Origin of the sequence: Klebsiella sp. JN_Kp121, assembly GCF_040062145.1 — a bacterium.
Lineage (GTDB): Bacteria > Pseudomonadota > Gammaproteobacteria > Enterobacterales > Enterobacteriaceae > Klebsiella > Klebsiella aerogenes.
The window spans coordinates 137,065-160,190 of sequence record NZ_JBEAHX010000002.1; the positions used below are offsets into that span (position 1 = coordinate 137,065).

Below are 23,126 nucleotides of genomic sequence, written 5' to 3' on the forward strand. Positions count from 1 at the left end.
TCAGATGGGGTCAGTCTAAGGTATTGAGACAAACCACATAGTCAGGTTTGTCTCAGCAAGGGATTAGGGTTTTAGTAACCGGGTAACCAGCGCGGCAACTTTATCATTGTGGCTATGGGCGATATTAAAGCGCATATAGCGTAGCCCTTCTGCTTTTTGACAAAACAGCGTACCTGGCGCCAGAGCCAGACCCTGCGCTAATGCTCTTTCAGCCAGCGTTTCACTATCGATATGTTCAGGCAATTCAGCCCATAAAAACAACCCGTAAGAATGGACGACCGGGAAACGACAACCTGCTTCCTGAAGCCAGCTTTTTACCCGCGAGGAGACGTCACTCAAATTACCAATAAGCCGGCGCTGATGGCGATTATAGCTACCGTCACGGAAGAATTGATGTAATGTCTGCTCGGTAAATTCACAGGTGACGCCGCCAGTCTGCTGTTTTAGCTGTACTAATTTTTCAGCCAGCAATGGGTTCGTTGCAATATAGGCAACCCGCATATTGGCGCTCAGCAATTTTGAGAAGCCGGATATATAACTGGCATTAGTGAGCCCGGCAAGCGCCGACATTGGCTTGGTTGCCGGTTCCATCAGGTCATGATACAGGTCATCTTCAATGAGATGACAATCGTAGCGGTTTAATACGGTGATTAAAGCAAACATCTCTTCCAGACTATAACTTTGCCCGGTGGGGTTATGCATTAGTCCGGAGGTGAGATAAGCCCTGGGCCTGGACTCTTTTAATAAGGTTTCAAGCTCATCAATATCAACCCCTGTATGACCGCGAGGGATAAAAACAACATTGGCCTGATGCTGACTCAGGCTGGCGCGAAAATTGAAATAGCAAGGGTCGTCAATCAGCACGGTATCGCCAGGTTTGATCAGAATACGGAACAGCATGTCGATGGCATTCATGGTGCTATTCGCCATAATAATCTGCTCAACCGGTACGCTAATTCCCGCCTCATTCATTTTCATCTGCAGTGTTTTTCTCAATGGCAGGTATCCTCGTGGATTACCGTACTCAGAGAATTTTAGCTGCGGTTTGCGAATAATTTGGCGTAGCGCTTTACGGAAAAACTCAGTATCCAACCACTCTTCAGGCAAAAAACCGCATCCAGGACGAAGAATATCGCTACTTTTTGCAAAAGCGTGTTTCAGTCTTGAATGCAGATCGGGGCTGACTAACGAAAGAGGCTTGTCGGCGTCAATCTCAGTCGTTTGCCGTGCGTGGCTGACAAAATATCCTCTTCCCTGAATAGAGGTGATCAGTCCTCTGGCACGCAAACGTTCCAGTGCTTCCACAACGGTAAATTTACTGGTTTCAACCTGGTCGCAGAATTCCCTCAGGGAAGGTAAACGACTGCCCGGTAATAATTGGCCGCCGATGATTGCCGCGCTGATAAAATCAACAATCTGGGTGACTTTGGCAGTGCCATTCACCAGTTGTAGTTGGGATAAGCTAAAAATGGGGCTACCTCTGATACTTGCCTTGACTCTTCGAACTGTACCGGAGATTTTACCTGTAAGGAAAGCGAATATTTCGCTAAACATTCTATGAACAGTACTACTCTAACGCGATATATCTTTAGCCCATCAATTGTGGTTCTGAAGATGAGTGTATGACAGCGGCAAAAAATAACTTTTATTTATTATTTATCAAAAGGTTGGGAACGTCTTCCGCCCAGCTATTGTTACTACGGATGGTCTCTGCAATTGCCCTGTTTTCCCTGCTCGGGCAGGCCAATGTTTGGTTAGACACGACCAGTAATGCCTTACTGGCTTTTGGTTATCGGTTTCTGTTGATATTGACCCCATTGACGCTAGGTCTGTTTGGTCAACGTGCATTAATAGTTACTCTGTCGGTGTCGCTGCTGGGAATAGTATTATTAGCACTAAATGTTGCAACGGGCGTCAATTGGCTGGCGGTGGTCCTCTTTAGCTATGGTGTCGCCGTGCTGGGTTATATCGTGAAGAATGATGCGGCCAGAACCCCGGCAGGAGCGGCTAATAATAAAATTATGCTTAATCTCGGCAGTCTGTGTGCCGGGTTATTATTACTCTATCCGCACTGGAGTCCATTATTATTTTATATTGTAATTGCTGCTTTATTGCTCGTTTGTTTACCAACCGCACGCCATTTTAGTTTATCAAGTGACCTGACGGCGCAGACGCTACTGACGAAGAACTTTGCCAAATCTGGAAAGTTGAAATGGGTATTAGCAGGGATTGTTACTGGGGTTAAATTATTTGCGGTATTCTCTATCCTGCCGCAGGAAATTCTGGTTCATCGACAGACTCTACCAGCCTGGTATGGCATGATGATCATCTTTAACAGCGCAATTGTTGCATTAATACAGATACCATTAATGGCGCTTATTAATCGCAGTGGCGATAAAGCAATGCTGATGTCGATAGTGATTATACTTCTTGGTTTGATCGTTTTGGCAGTACCTGGCATTTTCCATGTTTATACTTTTTGGGGAGCAGCGGTATGGCTAACAATACTATCAATTGCTGAATGTGCATTGAGTTATATTGACTATTGTGCAGCGCAAGAAAATTCTCTGTTAATAAAAGAGTTGTCCGTCAGTCTTGGCGCAGGATTAACGGTTCTGGTTATGCGTTATTTTCCGGTGGCGATTAACACAGAAGTGCTTTCTTTAATTTCTATTGTCGCGTTATTACTTTGGCTGTGGAAATATAAGTACTCATCAAATAAATTCTATAAGGAAAATATAGATGCCGTCAGTGATGTTTGTGAAAAGTGAAACTGAATTCACTTTCAGGGATGTGGTGAGCCTTTTAGAATGCAGGGAGAACATGAGGTTTGGTTGTAAAACTGGAAACTGTGGGTTGTGTCGAGTCAAGGTATTATCAGGGATGGAGAATATCACGGGCAAGACTTTAAAAGAGAAACGTTTATTCAAATTGCTTGGTATAGAAGATCAAACGGTGCGGCTGGCGTGCCAGTGCAAAATTAGCGGTGATGTCACTTTAATTGAAAACTATCTGGAGTAATGTATGAAAAATCGTATTAAAGACACGTCTATTGTACGTAATGAACCTTTTCTGAATGCAGAAAAAAGCGCGCAGGTAAAACGTGAAATCGACGACTTTCTTGATACCAAGATCATCGAGTGGGAAAATACGGTTCCTTCGGCAAAACATCTTGAAGGCAAAGAAATTAACAAAGCGTACTATCAGCAGACGTTGATTGAACATGCATGGCGTATTCGCCTGATGCGTAGCGCCCAGGCTAATGCGTTACATAAAATCACCCAGTTTAATGCTGAAGCCGCACAGCTCTACGCCGCTTATCAGGATGAAGAGATGCTTCATGACACCTTGTTCATTCAGGATGCTGAGAGCCAGGGTATTAGTAAAGAGACTATCTATAGCACTGAACCTAGCTTCTATACACGTCTTCTCAGTGGATTCCTGTACTTTGTCGCCGAGCACGAAAAACCACTGGGCGTGGTTTGCTATAGCTACCTTGTCGAATACACTACTCAAAAACTGACGCCCAAACAGATTAAGGCACTCGGTGAATCTCTGGGTAAAGATAAGATTATCGGCCAGGCCGCACATTTGAATACTGACCTTGTTGAGGATCATACCCAGGATATGTGGAATATTTTGAGTCTGCTGGTGGAGTCTGATGACGATATTCAGGATCTTAAACGCTATTTCTCTGAAATTCAGGAGTTGTTGAAGTTATTCTTTGTTGAATTACATAATAAAACAATCAACGCATAAAAACTAATAAAAATAGTCACAATGCAATTAAGGTTGCAGGGATTACTGCAACCTGATTATTAAACGACAGAGTTGGTGGGGCAGTGATGAACAAAGCAATTCTTATTTTATCACATCAATTATTATCGATGGTGGCGCCTATAAAAAAGATAGTTGAGGATAATGGCTATGCTTGCTACGTCCTCTCATCTACTTCAAGTAAGGCGACAGCACCGCAGTGGGAAATTGATGAAAAACAATTTAGCATTACTTCTTCATTATATTTAGAAAAAGCAGATATCGATCTTTTTTTGCAAACGACGGGTAAGAATGTCGATTTTGCCGGATGTCTTAGCGTATGGGATGGTTATCGCCACTTGATGTCTTATGCCAACCACATTTTTGGTGCCAGGGATATTAGCGAAGAGGTGGTAGCCAGGCTGCGCGATAAGCTAGTTATGCGCCAGGTATTACAGGCCGCAGGGCTAACGGCCGTCACAAGCCAGGTTTTAAATGAAGCATTATTTGAATCCATAAGTCACCCTGAACAGTATTTTATTAAACCACGTATTGGTTTAGCGTCAATGGGAACGTTTCCTGCAAAATCATTGACGGAGTATGCTCAACTCGAACACCTGTGGATGCGTGCAGCGGAAGACAAAAATTATGAAGGCATTTTTTCTCGCGATAATGGCTTTATTCTTGAAGGCTTTATTTCCGGCGTAGAGTGCAGCTTTGAGATCGCTATTGATAACGGCGTAATGGATGTTCTGGCTGTTCATGAGAAACTTGACGTGACCCAGGAAACCTATTCTGTACTGGAGGGAGCCTGTATCTGCCCGCCGCGATCGTTAACGACGGCGCAGGTGGAAGCGGGAAAAGTACGTCTGGATGAAATAATGAAAGCGCTCGGTGCCGATACCGGCGTTTATCATGTCGAGATGAAATTCGATCCACAACTGCAATGGGAAGTCGTAGAGATTAATCCCCGGATTGGTGGGGCCTATATTGTTGATAGCACTAAAATTCATTCCGGAGCGTGCTTACTGGAAACCTGGCTGATGTTAATCCTGGGGAGGAGCCCTGTGCGTAGTGCTGCGCCGGCTCGAACGACATTTTTCCGCGTGTTCTTCGGCCAGTCAGGGAAAACGCTGCTGCGTATTCAACGCAGTACTCTCGAATTACCCGCAGTGCAAGAAAAAGTGCTTTATAAAGCCCTGGATAAATTACCTTCGGTGGAACGCGAAATATTTTTAGGTATGGCGTTGTGGGATATTACCGATATGGCGATATCTGAACACCCTATATTTTTTAAGCAAACCAACGATTATCTGATTACGGAGTATCAGTAATGAAAATAGTCATCCTGCATCGTATTCCATTTGACAAGATCCGCTACGATCAGATTATCGACCACCAACTGCATGAGGTTTATTATATTTGCCTGCAGGGGAACTCTGATGATTTCCCCTCCGAGGCGAAGGTGATCATGCTGGAGAGTCAGCATTTCGAGCCAGCTGAGTTAATTAATTTTTATGCGCCGGTGTTTGAGTATGCCGATCGTATTATTTCTCGCTCCGAATACGATCTGCTTGCCGCGGCGACCCTGCGGGAGCATTTTTCGATTAGCGGCGATAAACTGGCTGAGATTCTTCCTTTGCGCAATAAATGGATTATGCGCAGTCGCTGTAAACAGCAGGGGATTCCTCAGCCTGAGTTCTGGCATCCGCTGGAATTTATTCAACTAGCGCCTCGTGCGGGTAAATTCGTGCTTAAACCACGAACTGAGGCTTCCAGCAATGGGATTGTGGTGGGGGATTTCGCGACTATCAAACAGGCATCGTTAGCTCTTAAGGATGATGAAACGATGCTGGTTGAAGAATTTATTGATGGCGTTATTTACCATTTTGATGGTTGGATGCATAAAGGAATACCGCTGGCTTTCGTGAGTAGTCACTATATTCGAGACTGTTTGAGCTTTGCCGATGGCGTGCCGCTGGGATCGGTACAAACCGCTACTGAAGCCGCGCATATCGATTTAGTCGTTAACGCCCTAAGTGTATTAGGACACCAGAACGGCAGTTTCCATTTTGAGGCTATTCGAGATGCGGAAGGTAATTTCTGGTTTCTGGAAGTTGCCGCACGGGTTGGCGGGGCCGCAGTGGCTGAAACATTCCAGTTACGTACAGGCCTTAATCTTTATCACGCTGATTTACGTTACCAGTCGTTTGGTAATCCGCCAGTGTGTATCGATCTTATTAATGCTGTCTACTATGGCTGGTTCGTCTATCCAGCTCACCAGCTTAACTCTGCTTATACGCTCAACTTTTCGGCTGAGGAGTGGCAGGAAAATCTACTGCATTATCAATCCAATCAGGATGTCTCCTCGCGCGGCACAATTTCTTACTCACCGACAACCTCACCATTGAGTGGTGTGGTCTTTGGCGAGCAAACGAAAATCGCAAGAGTCATTGAGTCAATTTTTAATACCTGCACAGTGGAAGCCTTATCATGAATACGCCATGCTTTATTGTCGTTGGATATAATAACGTCAGAATTTATGATGTTGCTAAAATTCGCGTTGAGGCACAAAAATATTTTGACGCCAAAGTTGTATTAATTACTGAGAAAAAAACAGCAAGCGATGAGCAATTTGCTGATCTGGTGATTGAAACAACGCTTGAAGTTACACAACTCCCGGCCTCAGCGGATGTCGTTCATCAATATCTGGCAACCGAATCACTCTCTCCCATCGGTATTTTACCATTTTCCGATCGAGGTGTTCCTTTGGGGGCGCTGCTGGCGCAAAAAAACGCACTACCCGGCGCGCTGCCAGAACAAGCAAAAGCAGGGCTGGATAAGCAAATATTCCGTCAACTGGATGCCAGGGCTTCATTCCATCCCGCCGGTTATCGGACGGTAACCAGCCAGCCGGTAACATCATTGAATGAACTTAAAGATCTGGTCGATTCGTTAGGCGGTAAGGCGTTTATCAAGCCAGCGAAGGAGGGCAATAGCCGCGGGTGCCAGGTGATTGAGTGTATTGAGCAATGCGAGTCTATCTGGGCTTCACTGGCGCCTTATCGCGAAGCAGGGATCCTGGTGGAATCTCTTATCGAAAATGCGAAAGAATTTAGTTGGGATAGTGTGGCGGGTAAGCAGTGGATCACGGAAAAGCATACTACTGAAGGCCACTACCGTGCGGAGTATCAACAGGTGGTGCCTGCCTGTTTGACCCCGGCGGATGAAATACTGCTGCGTTCTGCAGGCGAACATATGCGTGAACTGGTGTCGCCGTCGAATGGCGCCTGGCATAACGAAATATTTTTACTTCCCGGCGCGACGGCCGCTGTTGAAACCAATATGCGCCCTGCCGGTATGCATATTTGGGATCTGGCGATGTTGAGCTTTGAAAATTTCAATCCATGGCTGCTGTGGCTACGTTGGGCTGCGGAGGGTAAATATACGGCTGAGCCGCTCAAACAGAACTATTACTCTGGTATCCGCATGCTTCGGGCCCGCGTATCAGGAACCTTGCAGGCATTACCAGATGTTGAGCAATTGGCATTGCAGGCGGGTATTACGCTTCATGAAGCCAGCTTTTCAGCCAAAATCGGCGACATCCTTAATGGCGAAATTAAGACGAATGCCGATTTTATTGGCCATATCATTTTGCGCGACAGTAGCCATGAGCAGTTACTCAATTCATTAGAGACGCTGGCGGCGGCTATTGAGTCTGCCACTGAAATTAGCTAAGCGCGTGGAGTACAAATGAAATCCTCTTTTATCTGGCACGATAAACGTAGTCTGAACTATTTGCTGTCGTTGTTCATATTCAGCCTCGGCAGTTTTATTATCAATCCCTACTATGCCATTTATGTGTCAGATAATTTAGGTTATGGCGTGGCATTTGCCGGTGTTTTGGTCTCAATTAAAGTCATTTCACAGCGCGTTTTCGCTTTATTTGGCGGCGGCATGGCTGATATTTTTCCTGCCGTTTATGCCGCCCTGGCCGGGGTGGGGGTGCGCGCGCTGTCGTTTGCGCTTCTGGCTCTGAATGCGAATCATGAGATCCTGCTCGTTTCTGCGGTGATGAATGGTATTGGCGGGGCATTGTTTAACCCCGCCATTCGTAAGTTATTGTTTACACGCTATAAAGAAGATGATGTAAAGTTAAAACAGGTTATCGCCTGGCGTAATGCTGCATTTAATCTGGGGGCGGCGATAGGGCCACTTATTGGCGTATACTTGATTAATCTGGATTTTAAAGGCGCTTGCGTTGCGATTACGCTGATTCATATCGTCGTAGGGCTGATGCTGTCTGGCGCAAAGCAGGCGTGTCAATTACGGCCGACTGAGGCGGGGCGCCGGTCGCTGATAGTCGAGCTCTCGGCTAGCCTGTTTAATCCAGCGTTATTCCCCGTTTTTGCCCTGCAATTTTTCTTTATGTATTTTTACTCTCATATTGAGTACCTGTTGCCAATATTTATCACCCACCAGTATAGCGAGTATTTTGTTAGCGTGGTTTTCTTCGTTAATACCTTGTTCGTTATTTTCGCACAGACGATATTTAGCCGTATTTTTAATGAATTACGTGCCGGTATTGCATGGGGCGCGATGGTGCTATTTTTTATCTCGCTGGCGATACTGTCAATTTTCCCAGGCGCTAATCCGATGATCTATGGGTTATTGATAGTGCTGGGCGTTATCGCCTTTTCAACCGGGGAGGTGATTCTGTCTATACAGGTGGATTATATTGCCACTCATGTTGGCGGACACCTTAACTCCGGAACGATTTTTGGCGCTATTTCACTGGTGGCGGCTGGCGGGTTATTTGCGGCCAACGCCATCAACAGCGTCATACTCGAGTACTTTGACTTTGCAGTTGTCTGGCTGGTGAATTCGTTAATTGCCGCAGGCCTGGGAGGCTTTTCATTGTATCGATATTATTTATCCCGAACGCTGGCTTATTCTCGTTAGATTTGCGGTATACCCGCTTTGCATGATGCCATACAAAGCGGGTGGATGAATTAACGGAACGGCGGTTCGTTGAAGGTACGCAGCTTGCGGGAATGCATGTGGTCGCCCTCGGCGCGCAGCAGATCGATGGCGCGGATCCCTATCTGCAGATGCTCGGAAATCGCCCCTTCGTAGAAGCGGTTCGCTTGTCCCGGCAGTTTGATTTCACCGTGTAGTGGTTTATCGGAGACACACAACAGCGTGCCGTAAGGCACGCGGAAACGGTAGCCCTGTGCGGCAATAGTGGCGCTTTCCATATCGATGGCTACCGCCCGGCTGAGGTTAAATCGCAGCGCCGAGGCGGAATAACGCAATTCCCAGTTGCGGTCATCGGTCGTCACCACTGTACCGGTACGCAGACGCTGTTTGACCTCTTCGCCCGGCATGCCGCTAACCTGTTTAGTAGCGTCATACAGCGCGCGCTGTACTTCGGCGATACTCGGGATGGGAATATCCGGCGGTAGCACCGCATCCAGTACGTGGTCGTCACGTAAATAGGCATGCGCCAGTACATAGTCGCCTATCGACTGGCTCTCACGCAGACCGCCACAGTGACCAATCATCAGCCAGACATCAGGGCGCAGCACCGCGAGGTGATCGCAAATATTTTTGGCATTTGCCGGGCCGACGCCGATGTTGATCAATGTAATGCCCTGACCGTCGTTAGTGATTAGGTGCCAGGCCGGCATCTGGTGTTTTTTCCATGCCAGATCGGAAATCGCCTCTTCCGGCGCCTCCGTGTCGGCGGTGATCCAAATTCCGCCCGCACAGGAGAGGGCAATGTACGGGCTATCCGGATCGAGGATCTGGCTACAGCCCCAACTGACGAATTCATCGACGTAACGCGTGTAGTTGGTAAACAAGACATACGGCTGGAAGTGCTCAACCGGCGTGCCGGTGTAGTGCTTCAGGCGTGCCAGTGAAAAATCGACGCGGCGGGCGTCAAAATGCGACAGCGGATAATACTCGGTGGCGTGGAACAGACCATCGGCGGTTTCATCGCCAATTTGCGACAGTTCGGTGGTCGGAAAATAACGCGTTAATCCGGCGCTCATCGAGCGATCCAGCGTCAGCGCAGAGCCATCAATCACGTAAGGGAAGGGAATTTCGTGCTGCGAATTGCCGACGCTAATATGCGCGCCGTAATCCTGATACAGAAGAGTTAATTGTTCCAGCAGATAAGCGCGAAAGAGTTTTGGATTAGTAATGGTGGTGGTGTAGCAGCCTGAATGGGTGAATCGCCCCCAGGCTCGGGTTTTTAAGGCTTTGTGCTCGGCGCCATCCCACGAGACAGACAATTGAGGATAGACGAATAAGCCTTCAGCACGGGCTATTTCATCAGGAAGAATATTGTGGTGAATGTACTCGCCAATGGCCTTACGCAACGCGTTAACCGCTCTTTCATACTGCGCTTCCAACTGGGAAAGCGCCTGCTCCGGGGTCAGACTGACGGCCTTCTGGTTCATCATTCGCTCCTTGTTTCAGGTCTGCTGATACTGACGATAGTATGCTACAGCGTGAAAATGACGAAGGAAAATTACTGTCCCGGATAAATATTCAAACTCGTTGATAATAAAAGCTTAGCCACCCAGGATCAGGCTGTCTGTGCCCAACGTTCGGCGCTAAAATTACTTGCGCTTATCACTCTTAATGTCGCCGCGCCGTTATTGTTGATGTAATAAAGCGCATTAGGGCCAGGCGTTAACTTATCGCCTTCCTGTAGTCTGCATCGGCTTTCGATTTCAGCGATCACCACGATCTTACCGCTTTGTAGAACCACGCAAGTCGTTGCTGTAGAGGAATTTTTCCGTACTTTCTTTACCCACCACTCCATGTTTTCACCCAGGCTTGTTACACTCAGAATGATAATTGCCGTGTTATCGTTTTAAAGACAACTGAAACTACCCAATGGTTTAATTTACGTTTAGCTGACGTTGTTAAATCTTAACTCGGCGATGCAGCGGGACAGGCAAATAACACCTATGGCTTTGATGCGATTTAACAAGCTTCTGAATCAATCTGGATTAAGGATAGTCTCGCTGGCGAAAAAAGCGCTGGTCGCCGCCGCTATTGTTGTGGTGGTGTTTTTCATCGGACGAATCTATGAATCGGAGCGCGGCCCCGCGTTGCAGCGCTGGCATACCTGGTCTGGCGATGAGATGACCGCTGATGAAATCGACCGCGCCAGTTTTGCCAGCTATCTCAAACGGGAAGATGAGATATTTGCCGATTTGCGGCGTGAGGTGAGCGATCGCCTGTCAGCCGCTGACAAAACGCCGATAAACCGCTTTTATCGCGACAGCCTGGTCTATCCACAACGCTTTACGCCAGACTGGAATCGCTCCTTTATCCTACTGCCATCCGGCAAACCGCGTGGGGCGGTGGTGTTGCTGCATGGATTAACCGACTCTCCCTACAGCGTGCGCTATCTGGCGGAAGAGTATCAACGGCAAGGTTTTGTCGCGGTGGCGCCGCGCTTACCCGGCCACGGTACCGCGCCTGGCGCATTAACCCACGTTGATTGGCAACAGTGGCTGGCGACAACTCGCCTGGCGGTACGAGAAGCGACGCGACTTGCCGGTGGGGATGTGCCGCTGCATCTGGTGGGATATTCTAACGGCGGCGCGCTGGCGTTGAAGTATGCGCTTGATGAACTGACCGATAAATCGCTGGTCAGGCCGCAGCAGATTATTCTACTTTCGCCGATGATTGGCGTCACCGCTTTCGCCCGTTTCGCCGGGCTGGCTGGCCTGCCTTCGGTGTTTCCCGCCTTTGCGCGCGCGGCGTGGCTAAACGTCATTCCGGAGTTTAACCCTTATAAGTACAATTCATTTCCGGTAAAGGCAGCGCGCCAGTCGTGGCTGCTGACCCAGGCCTTACAAAAACAGATTATCCAGGCGGCGCAGAGCCAGCGGCTAACTTCTATTGCGCCGGTGTTAACCTTTCAGTCGGTGATTGATTCTACGGTCAGTACTCGGGCAGTGGTTGATTCGTTATACCGCTATTTGCCGGACAACGGCAGCGAACTGGTGATTTTCGATATTAATCAGGCGGCGAACCTGCGGGCGCTGTTTCGTCCGGCGACTTATTCGGCGGTGAATACCTTGTTACCTCCGGCGCCGCGTCCGTACTCCACGACGATCGTGACGAATGCGACTCAGCACACCCTCGATACCGTCGCGCGCCTGACGCTGGCGGGGCAAACCGCCGAGAGAACCCAGGCGCTGCATTTGTCCTGGCCGCAGGATATGTACTCGCTTTCGCATATCGCGGTGCCGTTCCCCATCACCGATTCGCTGTATGGCCGCGAGCCGACGGAGAAAAACCTTAGCGGTATTAGTCTTGGCACCATTTCGCTACGCGGCGAGACCGCGACGCTGAGCGTCGGTCTTGATACGTTAATGCGCGCCACCTCTAACCCGTTTTTCCCCTACCTGCTGCAGCGGATTAATCAGCGTCTACCGTTGGGCTCAGAACACCAGGATGTGCAATACCGTCCGCAGCGCAATACCGATGAGGGCGGCAGGGGCGACGAAGCGGAAAAGACGCACAAATCTTGAGCTGACGCCAAGGAAAATGCCGATGCCGGGTAGGTCGAAGGTCTGGATGAGCAGCCCCGCGGAGGCGTTAATCTGGCTGAGCGTCACTTTTCCCTGCTGCGCCAGCTCGGAGATAACCCCAAAATAGGCGGTACCGCCCGCCACACATTTCACCAGCGCGGGCAGAACGAAGTTTTCCGGGATATGTAGCCATTGCAGCAGCGGCATCAGCACGCGCTGCAGCATTTCGATGACGCCAGCCGCCTGCATCAGGCCGACGATGGTCAAAGATAAAATCAGCATCGGCACGGCGCCAAGCGCCAGGCGGATAGCGTCGGCGCCGGCGCTATTGATCACCGCAATCAGCCCGTGATTATTTTGTTCGCTTTCCGGGAGTACTTCTGCCCGGCTGCTCTCGACAATGGATAACTTACGCCCGGTGGCGTACCAGCAGACCGCTGCGGCGCAGAGTCCACCGACAATAGAAATGGTGATTGCGGCCAGCCAGTGCAGGCCGAACGGCGTTAAGGGGTAGAAAACGTTGCCCTGGCCCATGGCGAACACCATCGCCAGGGTGGCGGCCATTTGTCGGTCGGAAACACCACGTTTATCCATAATCGCCAGCGTGGCGAGCGGGGCGGCAAAACTCACAAAATTTATCTGAATCAGCGCGAAGGCGCTCATGCCGGTCAACCCAAAGGGTTTTAGCAGCGGCGCCAGCCAGCGCACGATGATGTCGAGAATTCCGCGGACTTCGAGATATTTCATTATGATCAGCATGACGACCATAATGGGTAATAAGGTATAAAGCGCTACGTCGACGGAGGATTTCCCCGCTGACATAATGATGCCGATGACATCCATTTATCTATCACTGTATGCAGGTCAAATAGTTAGCGCCATCATAATCCCGAAGGGGCGAAATGAACAGCTAGCACAGGCAGGTAAGAACGGTGCCTTCACTGAAGTGATATTCGCCGCTGAACGGGCTACCTGCGGGAAAGGCGTCGCTGAGCGTTTTATTGAGGCGTAACGTGAAACGCTGTTTTGCCGGGTCGACTGCGACTATGGCGGCGGCATCAAAATCAAACATCTGCTGTACACGCGGATATAGCGCTTTGAACAGGCTCTCTTTGGCTGAGAAAGCCAGCAGCAGTGCCCACTCCATATCCAGCCCACAACAGGAAAGCAGCGTCTGTTCCGTTCTCGAGACAAACATATCGGCGCTTTCCAGCATGACCCCCGGTTGCAGATGCTCGATATCGACCCCGGGATACCGGCCGTCGGCCTCTGCGGCAACCACCGCGATGGCGATATCTTCGCTATGCGAGACGCTTCCTCGCCAGCCTGCCGGCCAAACTGGCGCGCGATCGGCGGCGCTTAACACCGGCTCTAAGCAGCCGGCTTGTCGCAGTAAATAGTGCGCACAGTAGCGCCCGGCCAGATATTCGGCTTTACGTTTTACGACGGCGCCCGCAAGAGCAGAAGGGAACGGGACGGCGTATTGGTTGAAAAGTGCGTCCTGTAATTGTGTCCTGGCGAAACGTACCCGACAAAATTTTAACGCCGGGTCAGCGCGAAGATAGCCGCACTCGGCATACTGAATAAAAGGTAAATCGCGGAAGGTGTCGGTAACGATAAACATGCAGGATCATCTGGTGAAACGAACGATGACGCTACCTTAACGCAAGTGATAATCAAAGCAGAAGGTGTATAAAGCAAATAAAAGCAAAAAGCCTGCTCGAAAGCAGGCTTTTCTAAATTTGGCTCCTCTGACTGGACTCGAACCAGTGACATACGGATTAACAGTCCGCCGTTCTACCGACTGAACTACAGAGGAATCGTGTGAACGGGGCGCATATTATCGATGACTTAGGGTGTTGTCAAAGGCTGAATCGCCATAAAGCGTTCGACTGCTGACAATTTCAACAATCAAAAGCCTTTTAGGGTAAACCCCGGCGGGAATGCACCGATATGGTGCATTTATACCCCTAATGGGGCATATCATGCGCTCATGGAAGCCAGCAGTATTATCACTAACCCTTATTTTACCGCGCCAGCAGGGCGGTGAGCGGCTACGTAAAACCTGGCAAGCATCTTGCAAAATCCTTGTAACTTAATGGCCAGTAGTGGCATTCCCTTACAGGAGGCAAAATGAACTTAAGACGACTGAAGTATTTTGTGAAAATCGTCGATATCGGCAGTCTGACCCAGGCCGCTGAAGTCTTGCATATCGCACAACCGGCGCTGAGTCAGCAGGTAGCGACCCTGGAAGGTGAACTGGAGCAGAAACTGCTGATCCGCACCAAACGAGGCGTTACGCCAACCGAAGCGGGGAAAATTCTCTATACCCACGCGCGAACCATTTTGCGTCAGTGTGAACAGGCGCATCTGGCGGTACATAATGTGGGCCAGACGCTGAGCGGGCAGGTGGCGATTGGCCTTGCGCCGGGAACGGCGGCTTCGGCGATCACCATGCCGTTGCTGCAAACCGTGCGTAATGAACTTCCCGAGGTCAACGTCTATCTGCAGGAATGTAGCGGTAGCGTTTTAAATGACAAGCTGCTTGGCGGCCAACTGGATATGGCGGTGTTATACGAACGTTCGCCGGTAGCGGGAGTGGTCAGCCAGCCGTTGCTGAAAGAGGATCTGTATCTGGTCGGCACGCAAAACTGTCCGGGACAAAGCGTTGATCTCTCGGCGGTGGCGGAGATGAGCCTGTTTTTACCACGCGACTATAGCGCTGTCTGCGCCAGGGTGACGGAAGCCTTTACCTTACGCCGCCTGTCGGCAAAAGTGATCGGCGAGATCGAATCCATCACTACATTAACTGCCGCTATCGCCAGTGGAATGGGCGTTACCGTACTGCCGGAATCGGCGGCGCGCTCGCTGTGTGCTACGGCAAATGGCTGGATGGCCCGCATCAGCACGCCGTCGATGAGCCTGTCGCTCTCACTGAATACCTCGGCGCGCGGCGGCTTATCTCCTCAGGCCCAGGCGGTCAAAGATATCCTGCTGTCGCTGGTCAGCCGTCCTTCGTTGGAGAATCGTGAATTACAGCTGGTCAGTTAGGTTATATTCTTTTAAGGAATAAGTTGCTGGTTTTTATTATTTGTTTGCCGGGTAAACAGACTTTAACAATAGACATCATGTTATGTCTGAAGACCTGGGGGAAAGGGTGAATTTCCAGCAACTAAAAATTATTCGCGAGGCGGCCCGTCGGGATTACAACCTGACGGAAGTCGCTAATATGCTGTACACCTCGCAATCTGGCGTCAGCCGCCATATACGTGAGCTGGAAGAAGAGCTGGGGATAGAAATCTTTATCCGCCGCGGTAAGCGTCTTCTGGGGATGACCGAACCCGGTAAAGCGCTGCTTTCCATTGCCGAAAGGATCCTCAACGAGGCCAGCAATGTTCGCCGGCTGGCCGATCTTTTTACCAATGACGCTTCAGGCGTATTAACTATTGCCACCACGCATACTCAGGCGCGTTATAGCCTACCGCCGGTAATTAAAGCTTTTCGCGAACTTTTCCCCGAGGTACGGTTGGAACTGGTGCAAGGGACGCCGCAGGAAATCGAGGCGTTGTTGCACAACGGCGGGGCGGATATTGGTATCGCCAGCGAGCGCTTAAGTAACGACCCGACGCTGGTGGCATTCCCCTGGTTTCGCTGGCACCACAGTCTGTTAGTGCCAAAAGATCATCCACTGATTGAGGTTACGCCGCTCACGCTCGAGGCTATTGCGCGCTGGCCGTTAATTACCTACCGTCAGGGGATCACCGGGCGCTCGCGTATTGATGAAGCTTTCACCCGTAAAGGGCTGATGCCGGATATCGTCCTCAGCGCCCAGGATTCGGATGTGATCAAAACTTACGTGGAGCTGGGCTTGGGCGTGGGGCTGGTGGCGGAGCAATCCGGCGATGCTCGCGAAGCGGATACCTTTACCCGGCTGGAAACACGCCATCTCTTTGATGCCAATACCGTTTGGTTGGGGCTCAAACGCGGTCAGTTACAACGTAACTACGTCTGGCGTTTCATTGAACTGTGCAATGCTGGACTATCGCTGGATGAGATTAAGCGCCAGGCGATGGAGCCGGAGGAAGTGGCGATCGATTATCAAATCTGAGTACGGCCAGCGGGCAAGCGGGAGGCGACAAAGCAGCTATAATTCATTCACGTGAGTCGCGACTGAGGAAGGGAAAATGATGGTGCGGCGTATGAAGTTGCTTTGCTCTCTGGTGATGATGTTGGCCAGCCACAGCGCATTGGCGGTAAGTTATCCGTTGCCGCCGGAAGGGAGTCGTCTGGTTGGCAGCCCGATGAAAATTAACGTGCCCGAGCGTAATACCCAGCCGCTGGAAACCTTTGCCGCGCAGTACGGGCAGGGGCTGAGCAATATGCTGGAGGCTAACCCCGGCGTCGATGTCTATCTGCCCAAATCGGGAAGCTCGTTGATTATCCCACAGCAATTGATCCTGCCTGCTACTGTACGTAGCGGTATCGTGATAAACGTCGCCGAGATGCGGCTTTATTATTATCCGCCTGAGGGCACTACCGTCGAGGTGTTACCGATCGGTATCGGTCAGGCGGGGCGCGAGACGCCGCGTAATTGGGTGACGGCGGTGGAACGTAAGCAAGAAGGGCCTACCTGGGTGCCGACGGCGAATACCCGTCGCGAGTATGCCAAAGAAGGTAAAACCCTGCCGGCGATGGTGCCCGCCGGGCCAGATAATCCGATGGGGCTGTATGCTATCTATATTGGCAGGTTGTATGCCATTCATGGAACGAATGCCAATTTTGGCATTGGCCTGCGGGTGAGCCAGGGCTGTATTCGCCTGCGCAACGATGACATCAAATACCTGTTCGATAATGTGCCCGTTGGTACGCGAGTACAGATTATCGATCAGCCGGTAAAATACACGACTGAACCGGACGGTAGCCGCTGGCTGGAAGTGCATGAACCGTTATCGCGTAATCGCGCTGAATTTCAGTCAGACCGTAAAGTACCGCTGCCATATACCCCGGCAATCCGTGAGTTTGTTCAGGGCGCGGGCGTGAATGTCGGGCGCGCGGATTCAGCGTTACAGAGGCGCTCCGGAATGCCGGTGAATATTAGTCGTTCAGCGGTGGAAAGCAGTTTTTAACTGGCGTGGATGTTAAAAAGCAAAAAGCCTGCTCGAAAGCAGGCTTTTAAAATTTGGCTCCTCTGACTGGACTCGAACCAGTGACATACGGATTAACAGTCCGCCGTTCTACCGACTGAACTACAGAGGAATCGTGTGAACGAGGCGCATAGTAATGGCCTCGCATTTTAGTGTCAACACTAAATTTAACCAGCTGATTCAATTGGCGATATTTAGTTCAAAGCGGGCTTTTAATGAACAACGCGCGCGTCGTCTTCATCCAGTAGATCGTTTTCCCGTAAACGCTGTAGCGGATCCTGACGATAGAACTGGCAGAATCGCTGCCATAGCGCCGGGAAGCGAGGAGCGAATAGCTCCGGTGCGCTAAAGAAATATTCTGAGAGCACCGCAAAGCACTCAGCCGGATCGGTTGCCGCATAGGCATCAATGCTGGCGGCGCTTTCGCCGACCAGATCGATTTCATCCTGAATGTTGTTCATCGCTGCATGCAGGTCGTGTTCCCAACCAGCGACTTCACGCAAGGGAATAAAAGGGACGCCGCTGGCGCGATCGCCGTTACGTGAATCCAGTTTGTGCGCGACCTCGTGCACCACCAGGTTAAAACCTGAAGCATCGAAAGAGTCCTGAATATCTAACCAGTTAAGGATAATGGGACCCTGCTGCCAGCTTTGCCCGGATTGCACAACGCGTTGATTATGCACCAGGCCGATGTCATCTTCCCATTCGTCATCGACGACGAAGGGCGCTGGGTAGATCAGGACTTCATGGAAGCCATCTAACCACTCAAGGCCAAGCTCCAGCACCGGCAGACAAAAGAGTAGGGCGATACGCGCGCTATGTAATGGGGTTAACTCAAATCCCTGTAACGGCACCAGACGTTTTTGCTGTAAAAAACGTGCTGCCATTTGACACAGCTGTTGCTGTTCCTGATGAGTGAGGTTTGCTAAAACCGGAATGGCAACCGCTTGTTCCCACGAGATTTCGCCATTGCCTGTCTGTTCTTCTGCTTTCCACGGCCATTTAAACATCATATCGCTCGCAAAGTCGTCACTTGAACTCAATTTAAGGGACTGGAGCTATTAAAATGCCAAAGAACCTGGCATTATAGCAACCTCAACAGCGGAGAGATGCCGGAGCGGCTGAACGGACCGGTCTCGAAAACCGGAGTAGGGGCAACTCTACCGGGGGTTCAAATCCCCCTCTCTCCGCCACTATTCAATCACTTACGCCAATTCCCTTCAACGACATCCATCACACTTGGTATAGTGTTGGTATATTCCGTTGGTATATTTTTATCAATCATCATCTTCCGAATCCTCGATAATCGGTAGATCCAGTGTAGGCGAAACGGTCAATTTTCGATCGTAAACCAGCACCTGACTCTCTGTCTTATGACCGGAGAAAAGTTGCTTATCTCTGCTCGAACCTTCGTAGTCTGAAATGCCTTTTGCCTTCAAATCGTGAAAGGTTACTTTGAGTTTACCCCCTAACTGGGGCTTTGCAGGAGTTCATCACATGTATATTTGCGTTGTAAATATCACATAGTCTGGATGCCAAAGTATCGCTTCAGGATCCTGAAAGATAAGTTGGGTAAGGAGCTTTACAGGACAATCTACATTCTCTGCGGAATAAAAAATTGTGAGGTTTTGGAGCTAAATATACAGCCAGACAATGTACATCTTGTTGTAATTGTCCCACCTAAAATCTCGATATCAACTCTGATGGGGCATCTGAAAGGCCGCAGTGCTATCAGGCTCTACAATCGTTTTCCACATATCCGAAAGAAGCTATGGGGCAACCACTTTTGGTCACGTGGCTACTTTGTCGATACGGTAGGGGAAATGAAGAAATTATCAGACGATATGTGAGGCATCAGGAGAAAACGGAACAAACGCATGAACAGCAGATGGAATTGTTAGAGTAGAAAGTGGAAAGTGACAATCGCCCCCTTACTGCGGGCATTCTCAAAAGCCACCTTCTAAGAAGGTGGTCTTTTACTATCAGATTTAAAAGGGAGTGAACCCCTTTAAATCTGGGACATATATAACCAGATTAATAATGTAATATATTGCTTTTCAGCAGAGTATATATCATTGTCTTTGCGTATATATCTTATAATCTTTTTTGTCAATGGTTAGCACCCATTCTGAGTGATTATAAGGGAATTTATCCCAAATGCCGTCTCCAGGCAAAACGACTAACTTAGTGCATTTCAGCTTTTTCATCTTTGTTAGATCTTCATTCGAGGCATGGCCGGCATAAAATTCTTTTAATGCATTCCAGTAATAACCAATGGACTCACCCCACTGGTTAGAAAAAGCATATGCATAAGACAGATTCGTAAAGCAACTATTCCTATCTATTATTATGGATGGAAGAACGTTCCCATCAAAAACCTCACGTCCTTCAAATTTTCTAGGGTTTATCAGTATTCGATCAGTAGGCTCTGTATTATTAGTTATATCCAATAAGCTTGAAATAATCTCAACATTGTCATTGCGGAAATCACCTTGCAATAAATTTTTAGAAAAATCTATTGCGGATGGTAAACTAATGGCTACAACAATGAGGCTTATGCATGTGATAGCTTCCCTTTTCAATTTTTCAATTGATATTGCTATTAGTGAAGACGAAACAAGAACAGCGGGAAGAATTGCTCTCCATCCCAAGTCGTTATTAGCAATCTGACTTTTCAATAACATAGATGTAAGGATTGAGCATATAGCAATGATAAATAATATAAATATTTGACTACCATTGGATGACTTCTTTGGGATACATGTAAGAATGAGGCCGAGCGCAACCATTGGTAAATAAAGAGGTATAAATAGGGTCAGGAATGTCAAAATGTTTGAGAGCAAATTTCCAGATGGCGACGCATTATAAGAATGGAGACCAATGGGGAATACACCAGTTGGTTTTGCTGCGGAAATCTGATTTATAAGCAAGGGCAAGGATATGATTATAGCCATGCTTGCGATAAAGGCCCATTTTGATAAAGTAAACTTCCATTCTGATTTGTTTGTAATTAAATTGAATATGAATAAAAAAAAGGAAATAACTGCAAAAGTAACACCGCCAACCCAAGTTGATGAACCAACGCCAGTAGAAATTAGAATTGATATAACAAGTGAACTAATCCATCTACTATTTTTGTTAATCGAAAAAATGAAATAACAACTCGTAATTACTACAGAAGCTGCCATCAAATGTTGTGGAACCCAACTAGCTTGAATTAACCACGACTCAACAGAGTGTTCGCGTGAAATATATTCAAAAATTTGGCCTTGTGTAATCCTGTCTACATATGTGACAATTTGAGAACCAAAAAGTGAAAAGATGCCAATGAGATAAGTGCTTAATTTCCCTGAGCTATTTTCTTTGATAAGACCACATACTACGAATAAGGAAGTTAAAGCAGTTATAAAAGTCAAAACAATATCAGCTGCCCAGCCAGAAATGTTTGTGAGTAGAGATATGTTCGCAGCAGAAAGGAACCAAAGATAATAGTAATGAATTTCTTCGTTGTTCGGAGAGGTTAACATGAATGGGTTTTTGATTGGCAATCCATCCCTTTTTATTGAATTTATTATAGCAATCTTCATATGGTCAAAAATAGGTGCTGAATATAAAAAGTCATTGCCATTCATTTTCAGATAGACCGTAGAAGAAACTACAAATGAAAGTATTATGCATAAAGTTAATATAACTATTTTCCTAAAGTTTATTCTGATAAGAGCAAACTCAAACTTTCTTACACCGAATAGGAACGAAATAATAGGGCATGTGACTGCGATCGCGATGGATTGTGTTACACCCACATTAAAAATCAAGCTAAACAATATACCTACGCAGGAAAAAAGAGCGAATCCTACTGGCAGAGCGAAGAAATGATTTGAGCGCTTACTTAACAATGAGGATAGCGGGAGGCCTATAATCCAAAAAAATATACTCAGTAATATGGATAGTGCTGTAAAAGCACCTACGGATGGAAAATACATGAAATCAATTCCTTAGTCCCTGAATGCACGGTCGCTGGTACCATAAGCATTATTTGAATAGGATTATAAAGTTTAATCCTGCCGAGATTGTTGCTTGTAAATGATATGGACAATACGTAATAAATTATTCGTTATGTTTTTTTTGTGAATGAGGATATTGCTTTAAAATATATCTTGGTCTTTTTTTGGCTTCAATGTATATTCTTCCAATATACTCGCCAAGAATACCTATTCCAATTAACTGAACCCCACCTAAAAATAAAATTGATACTAAAATAGATGGGTATCCATGAACTTCATTTCCGAAAATTAATGTGTTTAATATCATATAAACGCCGTAGATGAATGCCATTCCGGCAACAAATGCTCCGATATAAGTCCACATACGCAACGGAAACGTTGAAAAAGAAGTTATTCCCTCAAGAGCAAGGTTCCATAATTTCCAACCATTGAATTTTGTTTGGCCGATAACACGTTCGGCGCGCACATATTCAACGATTTCTGTTTTTCCTCCTACCCATGAAAGGACCCCCTTCATAAATAGATTTTTTTCGGGAAGTTTTTTGATATTTTCAACTATTTCCCGAGACATTAATCTAAAGTCTCCGACATTTTCTTCTATTTTAGGTGAGCTAATAATATTATGTAGTTTATAAAACCATTCGGCTGTTTTACGTTTCAATCTCCCGTCGGAGGATCTATCTATGCGTTTGGCTAGGACGACATCGGCGCCATTGAGCCATTTTTCAATCATTTCCGGTATGATGTTGATGGGATCCTGTAAATCTACATCTATCGGAATAATGGCATCTCCAGAAGCAAATTCTAGTCCGGCAAATAATGCAGATTCCTTACCAAAATTTCTAATAAAGCATATGTTTTTAACATTGCTATCCTTAGCCTCAAGATCTTTAAGTAAAAATTCTGTATTATCAGTGCTTCCATCATTTATGAAAACTATTTCTACTTCATGCTGCTTGAATTGAGCGAATTCTCTTACAGAAGAATAAAAAATAGGTATTGCTTCTTCTTCATTGAAAACTGGAACAATAAGAGAGATTTTCATTACCATTTCCTAAATATAAAAAACTTAGAATAAATAAAGCCTATAACAAGACTTAAAAATGAGAATGAGATTATTGTGACTATTGGAGGGGATTTTAATTTGTCAGCAATCATACCTGAAATTATCGCGACTGCTCCTAAAAAAGAAACATAGAGTATATACTTTATTCCGGTAGCATTACTTTTGAATGTCCATTTGGCATTGGCTACAAATGAAAATGATACTGCAACTAAAAAAGCGACTAAATTGGATATTGCTTGAGAAATTCCTTGTGATATGAGAATGGCAAAGATCGTCCAGTGGATTAATGTGTTAACGATACCTATCGAAACGTATTTTGAGAATATTTTTAACATTCATTTTCTCAGCTTATATTAATATAGAAACAATACATATTAAATTATAATTTAGCCACGCTACCGCCCTTGGCTATCGCAACCAAATGGCGAAGTTGAACAAATTTTAACTCCCATACAGTAATGAGGGGATTGATTTTGCCGTTTTTGCGTGTGTATTGCAACTTAAAGGAAGCTATAGATGGCTCATGAATATGAAGTCCACTAACTGATGAAATGTGGCCGTGTCTTTGATTAGTTTGAAATCACTACTTATCCAT

Annotated in this window: 20 protein-coding genes, 3 tRNA genes and 2 pseudogenes; 13 read left to right on the forward strand and 12 right to left on the reverse strand. The window is 47.4% G+C overall.

From position 1 onward, the window contains the following. Nucleotides 1–63: 63 nt before the first annotated feature. Entirely contained in the window at nucleotides 64–1,554 is a 1,491-nt protein-coding gene (locus ABLU86_RS03215) for a PLP-dependent aminotransferase family protein (protein WP_223575817.1), read from the reverse strand. Between the two features lie 68 nt (nucleotides 1,555–1,622). Here ABLU86_RS03215 and ABLU86_RS03220 point away from each other — a divergent pair, with 68 nt between their 5' ends. The 7 genes from ABLU86_RS03220 to ABLU86_RS03250 all read left to right on the forward strand — a co-directional run bounded on the left by ABLU86_RS03220 (nucleotide 1,623) and on the right by ABLU86_RS03250 (nucleotide 8,718). Next, a complete protein-coding gene (locus tag ABLU86_RS03220; RefSeq protein WP_032708691.1) occupies nucleotides 1,623–2,771 on the forward strand; it encodes a hypothetical protein in 1,149 nt (382 codons plus the stop codon). Then, a complete protein-coding gene (locus tag ABLU86_RS03225) occupies nucleotides 2,743–3,021 on the forward strand; it encodes a 2Fe-2S iron-sulfur cluster-binding protein (RefSeq protein WP_026612260.1) in 279 nt (92 codons plus the stop codon). Before ABLU86_RS03220 ends, ABLU86_RS03225 begins: the two co-directional genes overlap by 29 nt. A gap of 3 nt (nucleotides 3,022–3,024) precedes the next feature. Then, entirely contained in the window at nucleotides 3,025–3,759 is a 735-nt protein-coding gene (locus ABLU86_RS03230) for an iron-containing redox enzyme family protein (RefSeq protein WP_020078383.1), read from the forward strand. Between the two features lie 86 nt (nucleotides 3,760–3,845). After that, complete coding sequence (locus ABLU86_RS03235; protein ID WP_042896345.1) at nucleotides 3,846–5,090, forward strand: ATP-grasp domain-containing protein; 1,245 nt, start codon at nucleotides 3,846–3,848, stop codon at nucleotides 5,088–5,090. Next, nucleotides 5,090–6,253, forward strand: a complete 1,164-nt coding sequence (locus tag ABLU86_RS03240; protein WP_348795920.1) for an ATP-grasp domain-containing protein — start codon at nucleotides 5,090–5,092, stop codon at nucleotides 6,251–6,253. The genes ABLU86_RS03235 and ABLU86_RS03240 overlap by 1 nt, the downstream gene beginning before the upstream one ends. Further along, complete coding sequence (locus tag ABLU86_RS03245; protein WP_042896349.1) at nucleotides 6,250–7,494, forward strand: biotin carboxylase; 1,245 nt, start codon at nucleotides 6,250–6,252, stop codon at nucleotides 7,492–7,494. The genes ABLU86_RS03240 and ABLU86_RS03245 overlap by 4 nt, the downstream gene beginning before the upstream one ends. A 15-nt stretch (nucleotides 7,495–7,509) precedes the next feature. After that, nucleotides 7,510–8,718, forward strand: coding sequence for an MFS transporter (locus ABLU86_RS03250; RefSeq protein ID WP_042896351.1), 1,209 nt, complete (start codon nucleotides 7,510–7,512; stop codon nucleotides 8,716–8,718). Between the two features lie 50 nt (nucleotides 8,719–8,768). On the opposite strand, the gene ABLU86_RS03255 is transcribed toward ABLU86_RS03250, so the two are convergent. Both ABLU86_RS03255 and ABLU86_RS03260 read right to left on the reverse strand, forming a co-directional pair. Next, on the reverse strand, nucleotides 8,769–10,223 hold the full coding sequence (locus ABLU86_RS03255; RefSeq protein WP_020078388.1) for an AMP nucleosidase: 1,455 nt from the start codon (nucleotides 10,221–10,223) through the stop codon (nucleotides 8,769–8,771). Nucleotides 10,224–10,351: 128 nt separating this feature from the next. Further along, nucleotides 10,352–10,591 carry a histidine kinase gene (locus ABLU86_RS03260; RefSeq protein ID WP_072032858.1) on the reverse strand — a complete coding sequence of 80 codons (240 nt, stop codon included), beginning with the start codon at nucleotides 10,589–10,591 and terminating at the stop codon, nucleotides 10,352–10,354. Between the two features lie 157 nt (nucleotides 10,592–10,748). Between ABLU86_RS03260 and ABLU86_RS03265 the strand changes: the two genes are divergently transcribed. Continuing rightward, nucleotides 10,749–12,317 carry an alpha/beta hydrolase gene (locus ABLU86_RS03265; RefSeq protein ID WP_348796025.1) on the forward strand — a complete coding sequence of 523 codons (1,569 nt, stop codon included), beginning with the start codon at nucleotides 10,749–10,751 and terminating at the stop codon, nucleotides 12,315–12,317. On the opposite strand, the gene ABLU86_RS03270 is transcribed toward ABLU86_RS03265, so the two are convergent. The 3 genes from ABLU86_RS03270 to ABLU86_RS03280 all read right to left on the reverse strand — a co-directional run bounded on the left by ABLU86_RS03270 (nucleotide 12,228) and on the right by ABLU86_RS03280 (nucleotide 14,136). Next, a complete protein-coding gene (locus ABLU86_RS03270) occupies nucleotides 12,228–13,160 on the reverse strand; it encodes a nucleoside recognition domain-containing protein (RefSeq protein WP_020078391.1) in 933 nt (310 codons plus the stop codon). The two genes, ABLU86_RS03265 and ABLU86_RS03270, sit on opposite strands and share 90 nt — an antisense overlap. Before the next feature lie 67 nt (nucleotides 13,161–13,227). Next, nucleotides 13,228–13,941, reverse strand: a complete 714-nt coding sequence (locus tag ABLU86_RS03275; protein WP_045360533.1) for a 4'-phosphopantetheinyl transferase superfamily protein — start codon at nucleotides 13,939–13,941, stop codon at nucleotides 13,228–13,230. Nucleotides 13,942–14,060: 119 nt separating this feature from the next. Continuing rightward, nucleotides 14,061–14,136: transfer RNA gene (locus tag ABLU86_RS03280), tRNA-Asn, on the reverse strand. Between the two features lie 314 nt (nucleotides 14,137–14,450). Here ABLU86_RS03280 and nac point away from each other — a divergent pair. The 3 genes from nac to ldtA all read left to right on the forward strand — a co-directional run bounded on the left by nac (nucleotide 14,451) and on the right by ldtA (nucleotide 17,443). Beyond that, on the forward strand, nucleotides 14,451–15,368 hold the full coding sequence (gene nac / locus ABLU86_RS03285; protein WP_015365883.1) for a nitrogen assimilation transcriptional regulator NAC: 918 nt from the start codon (nucleotides 14,451–14,453) through the stop codon (nucleotides 15,366–15,368). 106 nt (nucleotides 15,369–15,474) lie between these two features. After that, the gene (gene cbl, locus ABLU86_RS03290) at nucleotides 15,475–16,425 is read left to right on the forward strand and encodes an HTH-type transcriptional regulator Cbl (protein WP_015705998.1); all 951 of its coding nucleotides are present in this window, start codon (nucleotides 15,475–15,477) and stop codon (nucleotides 16,423–16,425) included. 76 nt (nucleotides 16,426–16,501) lie between these two features. After that, nucleotides 16,502–17,443 (forward strand): L,D-transpeptidase, encoded by a 942-nt coding sequence (ldtA, locus tag ABLU86_RS03295; RefSeq protein ID WP_015365885.1) that lies wholly within the window; start codon nucleotides 16,502–16,504, stop codon nucleotides 17,441–17,443. A gap of 54 nt (nucleotides 17,444–17,497) precedes the next feature. On the opposite strand, the gene ABLU86_RS03300 is transcribed toward ldtA, so the two are convergent. After that, nucleotides 17,498–17,573 (reverse strand) — tRNA-Asn (locus ABLU86_RS03300). 100 nt (nucleotides 17,574–17,673) lie between these two features. After that, nucleotides 17,674–18,474: a DgsA anti-repressor MtfA gene (mtfA, locus tag ABLU86_RS03305; RefSeq protein ID WP_162184106.1), complete on the reverse strand. Its 801-nt coding sequence runs from the start codon at nucleotides 18,472–18,474 to the stop codon at nucleotides 17,674–17,676. Nucleotides 18,475–18,564: 90 nt separating this feature from the next. On the opposite strand from mtfA, the gene ABLU86_RS03310 reads away from it, so the two are divergent. Beyond that, nucleotides 18,565–18,654, forward strand: a tRNA-Ser gene (locus tag ABLU86_RS03310). Nucleotides 18,655–18,738: 84 nt separating this feature from the next. Here ABLU86_RS03310 and ABLU86_RS03315 read toward each other — a convergent pair. Beyond that, a pseudogene (locus ABLU86_RS03315) lies at nucleotides 18,739–18,912 on the reverse strand (integrase); the annotation flags it as partial. A gap of 21 nt (nucleotides 18,913–18,933) precedes the next feature. Between ABLU86_RS03315 and tnpA the strand changes: the two are divergent. After that, nucleotides 18,934–19,367, forward strand: a pseudogene (gene tnpA / locus ABLU86_RS03320) (IS200/IS605 family transposase). A gap of 166 nt (nucleotides 19,368–19,533) precedes the next feature. Here tnpA and ABLU86_RS03325 read toward each other — a convergent pair. The 3 genes from ABLU86_RS03325 to ABLU86_RS03335 form a co-directional block, all read right to left on the reverse strand. Next, nucleotides 19,534–21,444, reverse strand: coding sequence for a hypothetical protein (locus ABLU86_RS03325; RefSeq protein WP_047040766.1), 1,911 nt, complete (start codon nucleotides 21,442–21,444; stop codon nucleotides 19,534–19,536). 124 nt (nucleotides 21,445–21,568) lie between these two features. Continuing rightward, complete coding sequence (locus tag ABLU86_RS03330) at nucleotides 21,569–22,510, reverse strand: glycosyltransferase family 2 protein (RefSeq protein ID WP_045360545.1); 942 nt, start codon at nucleotides 22,508–22,510, stop codon at nucleotides 21,569–21,571. Then, on the reverse strand, nucleotides 22,510–22,866 hold the full coding sequence (locus tag ABLU86_RS03335; RefSeq protein ID WP_045360548.1) for a GtrA family protein: 357 nt from the start codon (nucleotides 22,864–22,866) through the stop codon (nucleotides 22,510–22,512). Before ABLU86_RS03335 ends, ABLU86_RS03330 begins: the two co-directional genes overlap by 1 nt. Nucleotides 22,867–23,126 lie beyond the last annotated feature (260 nt).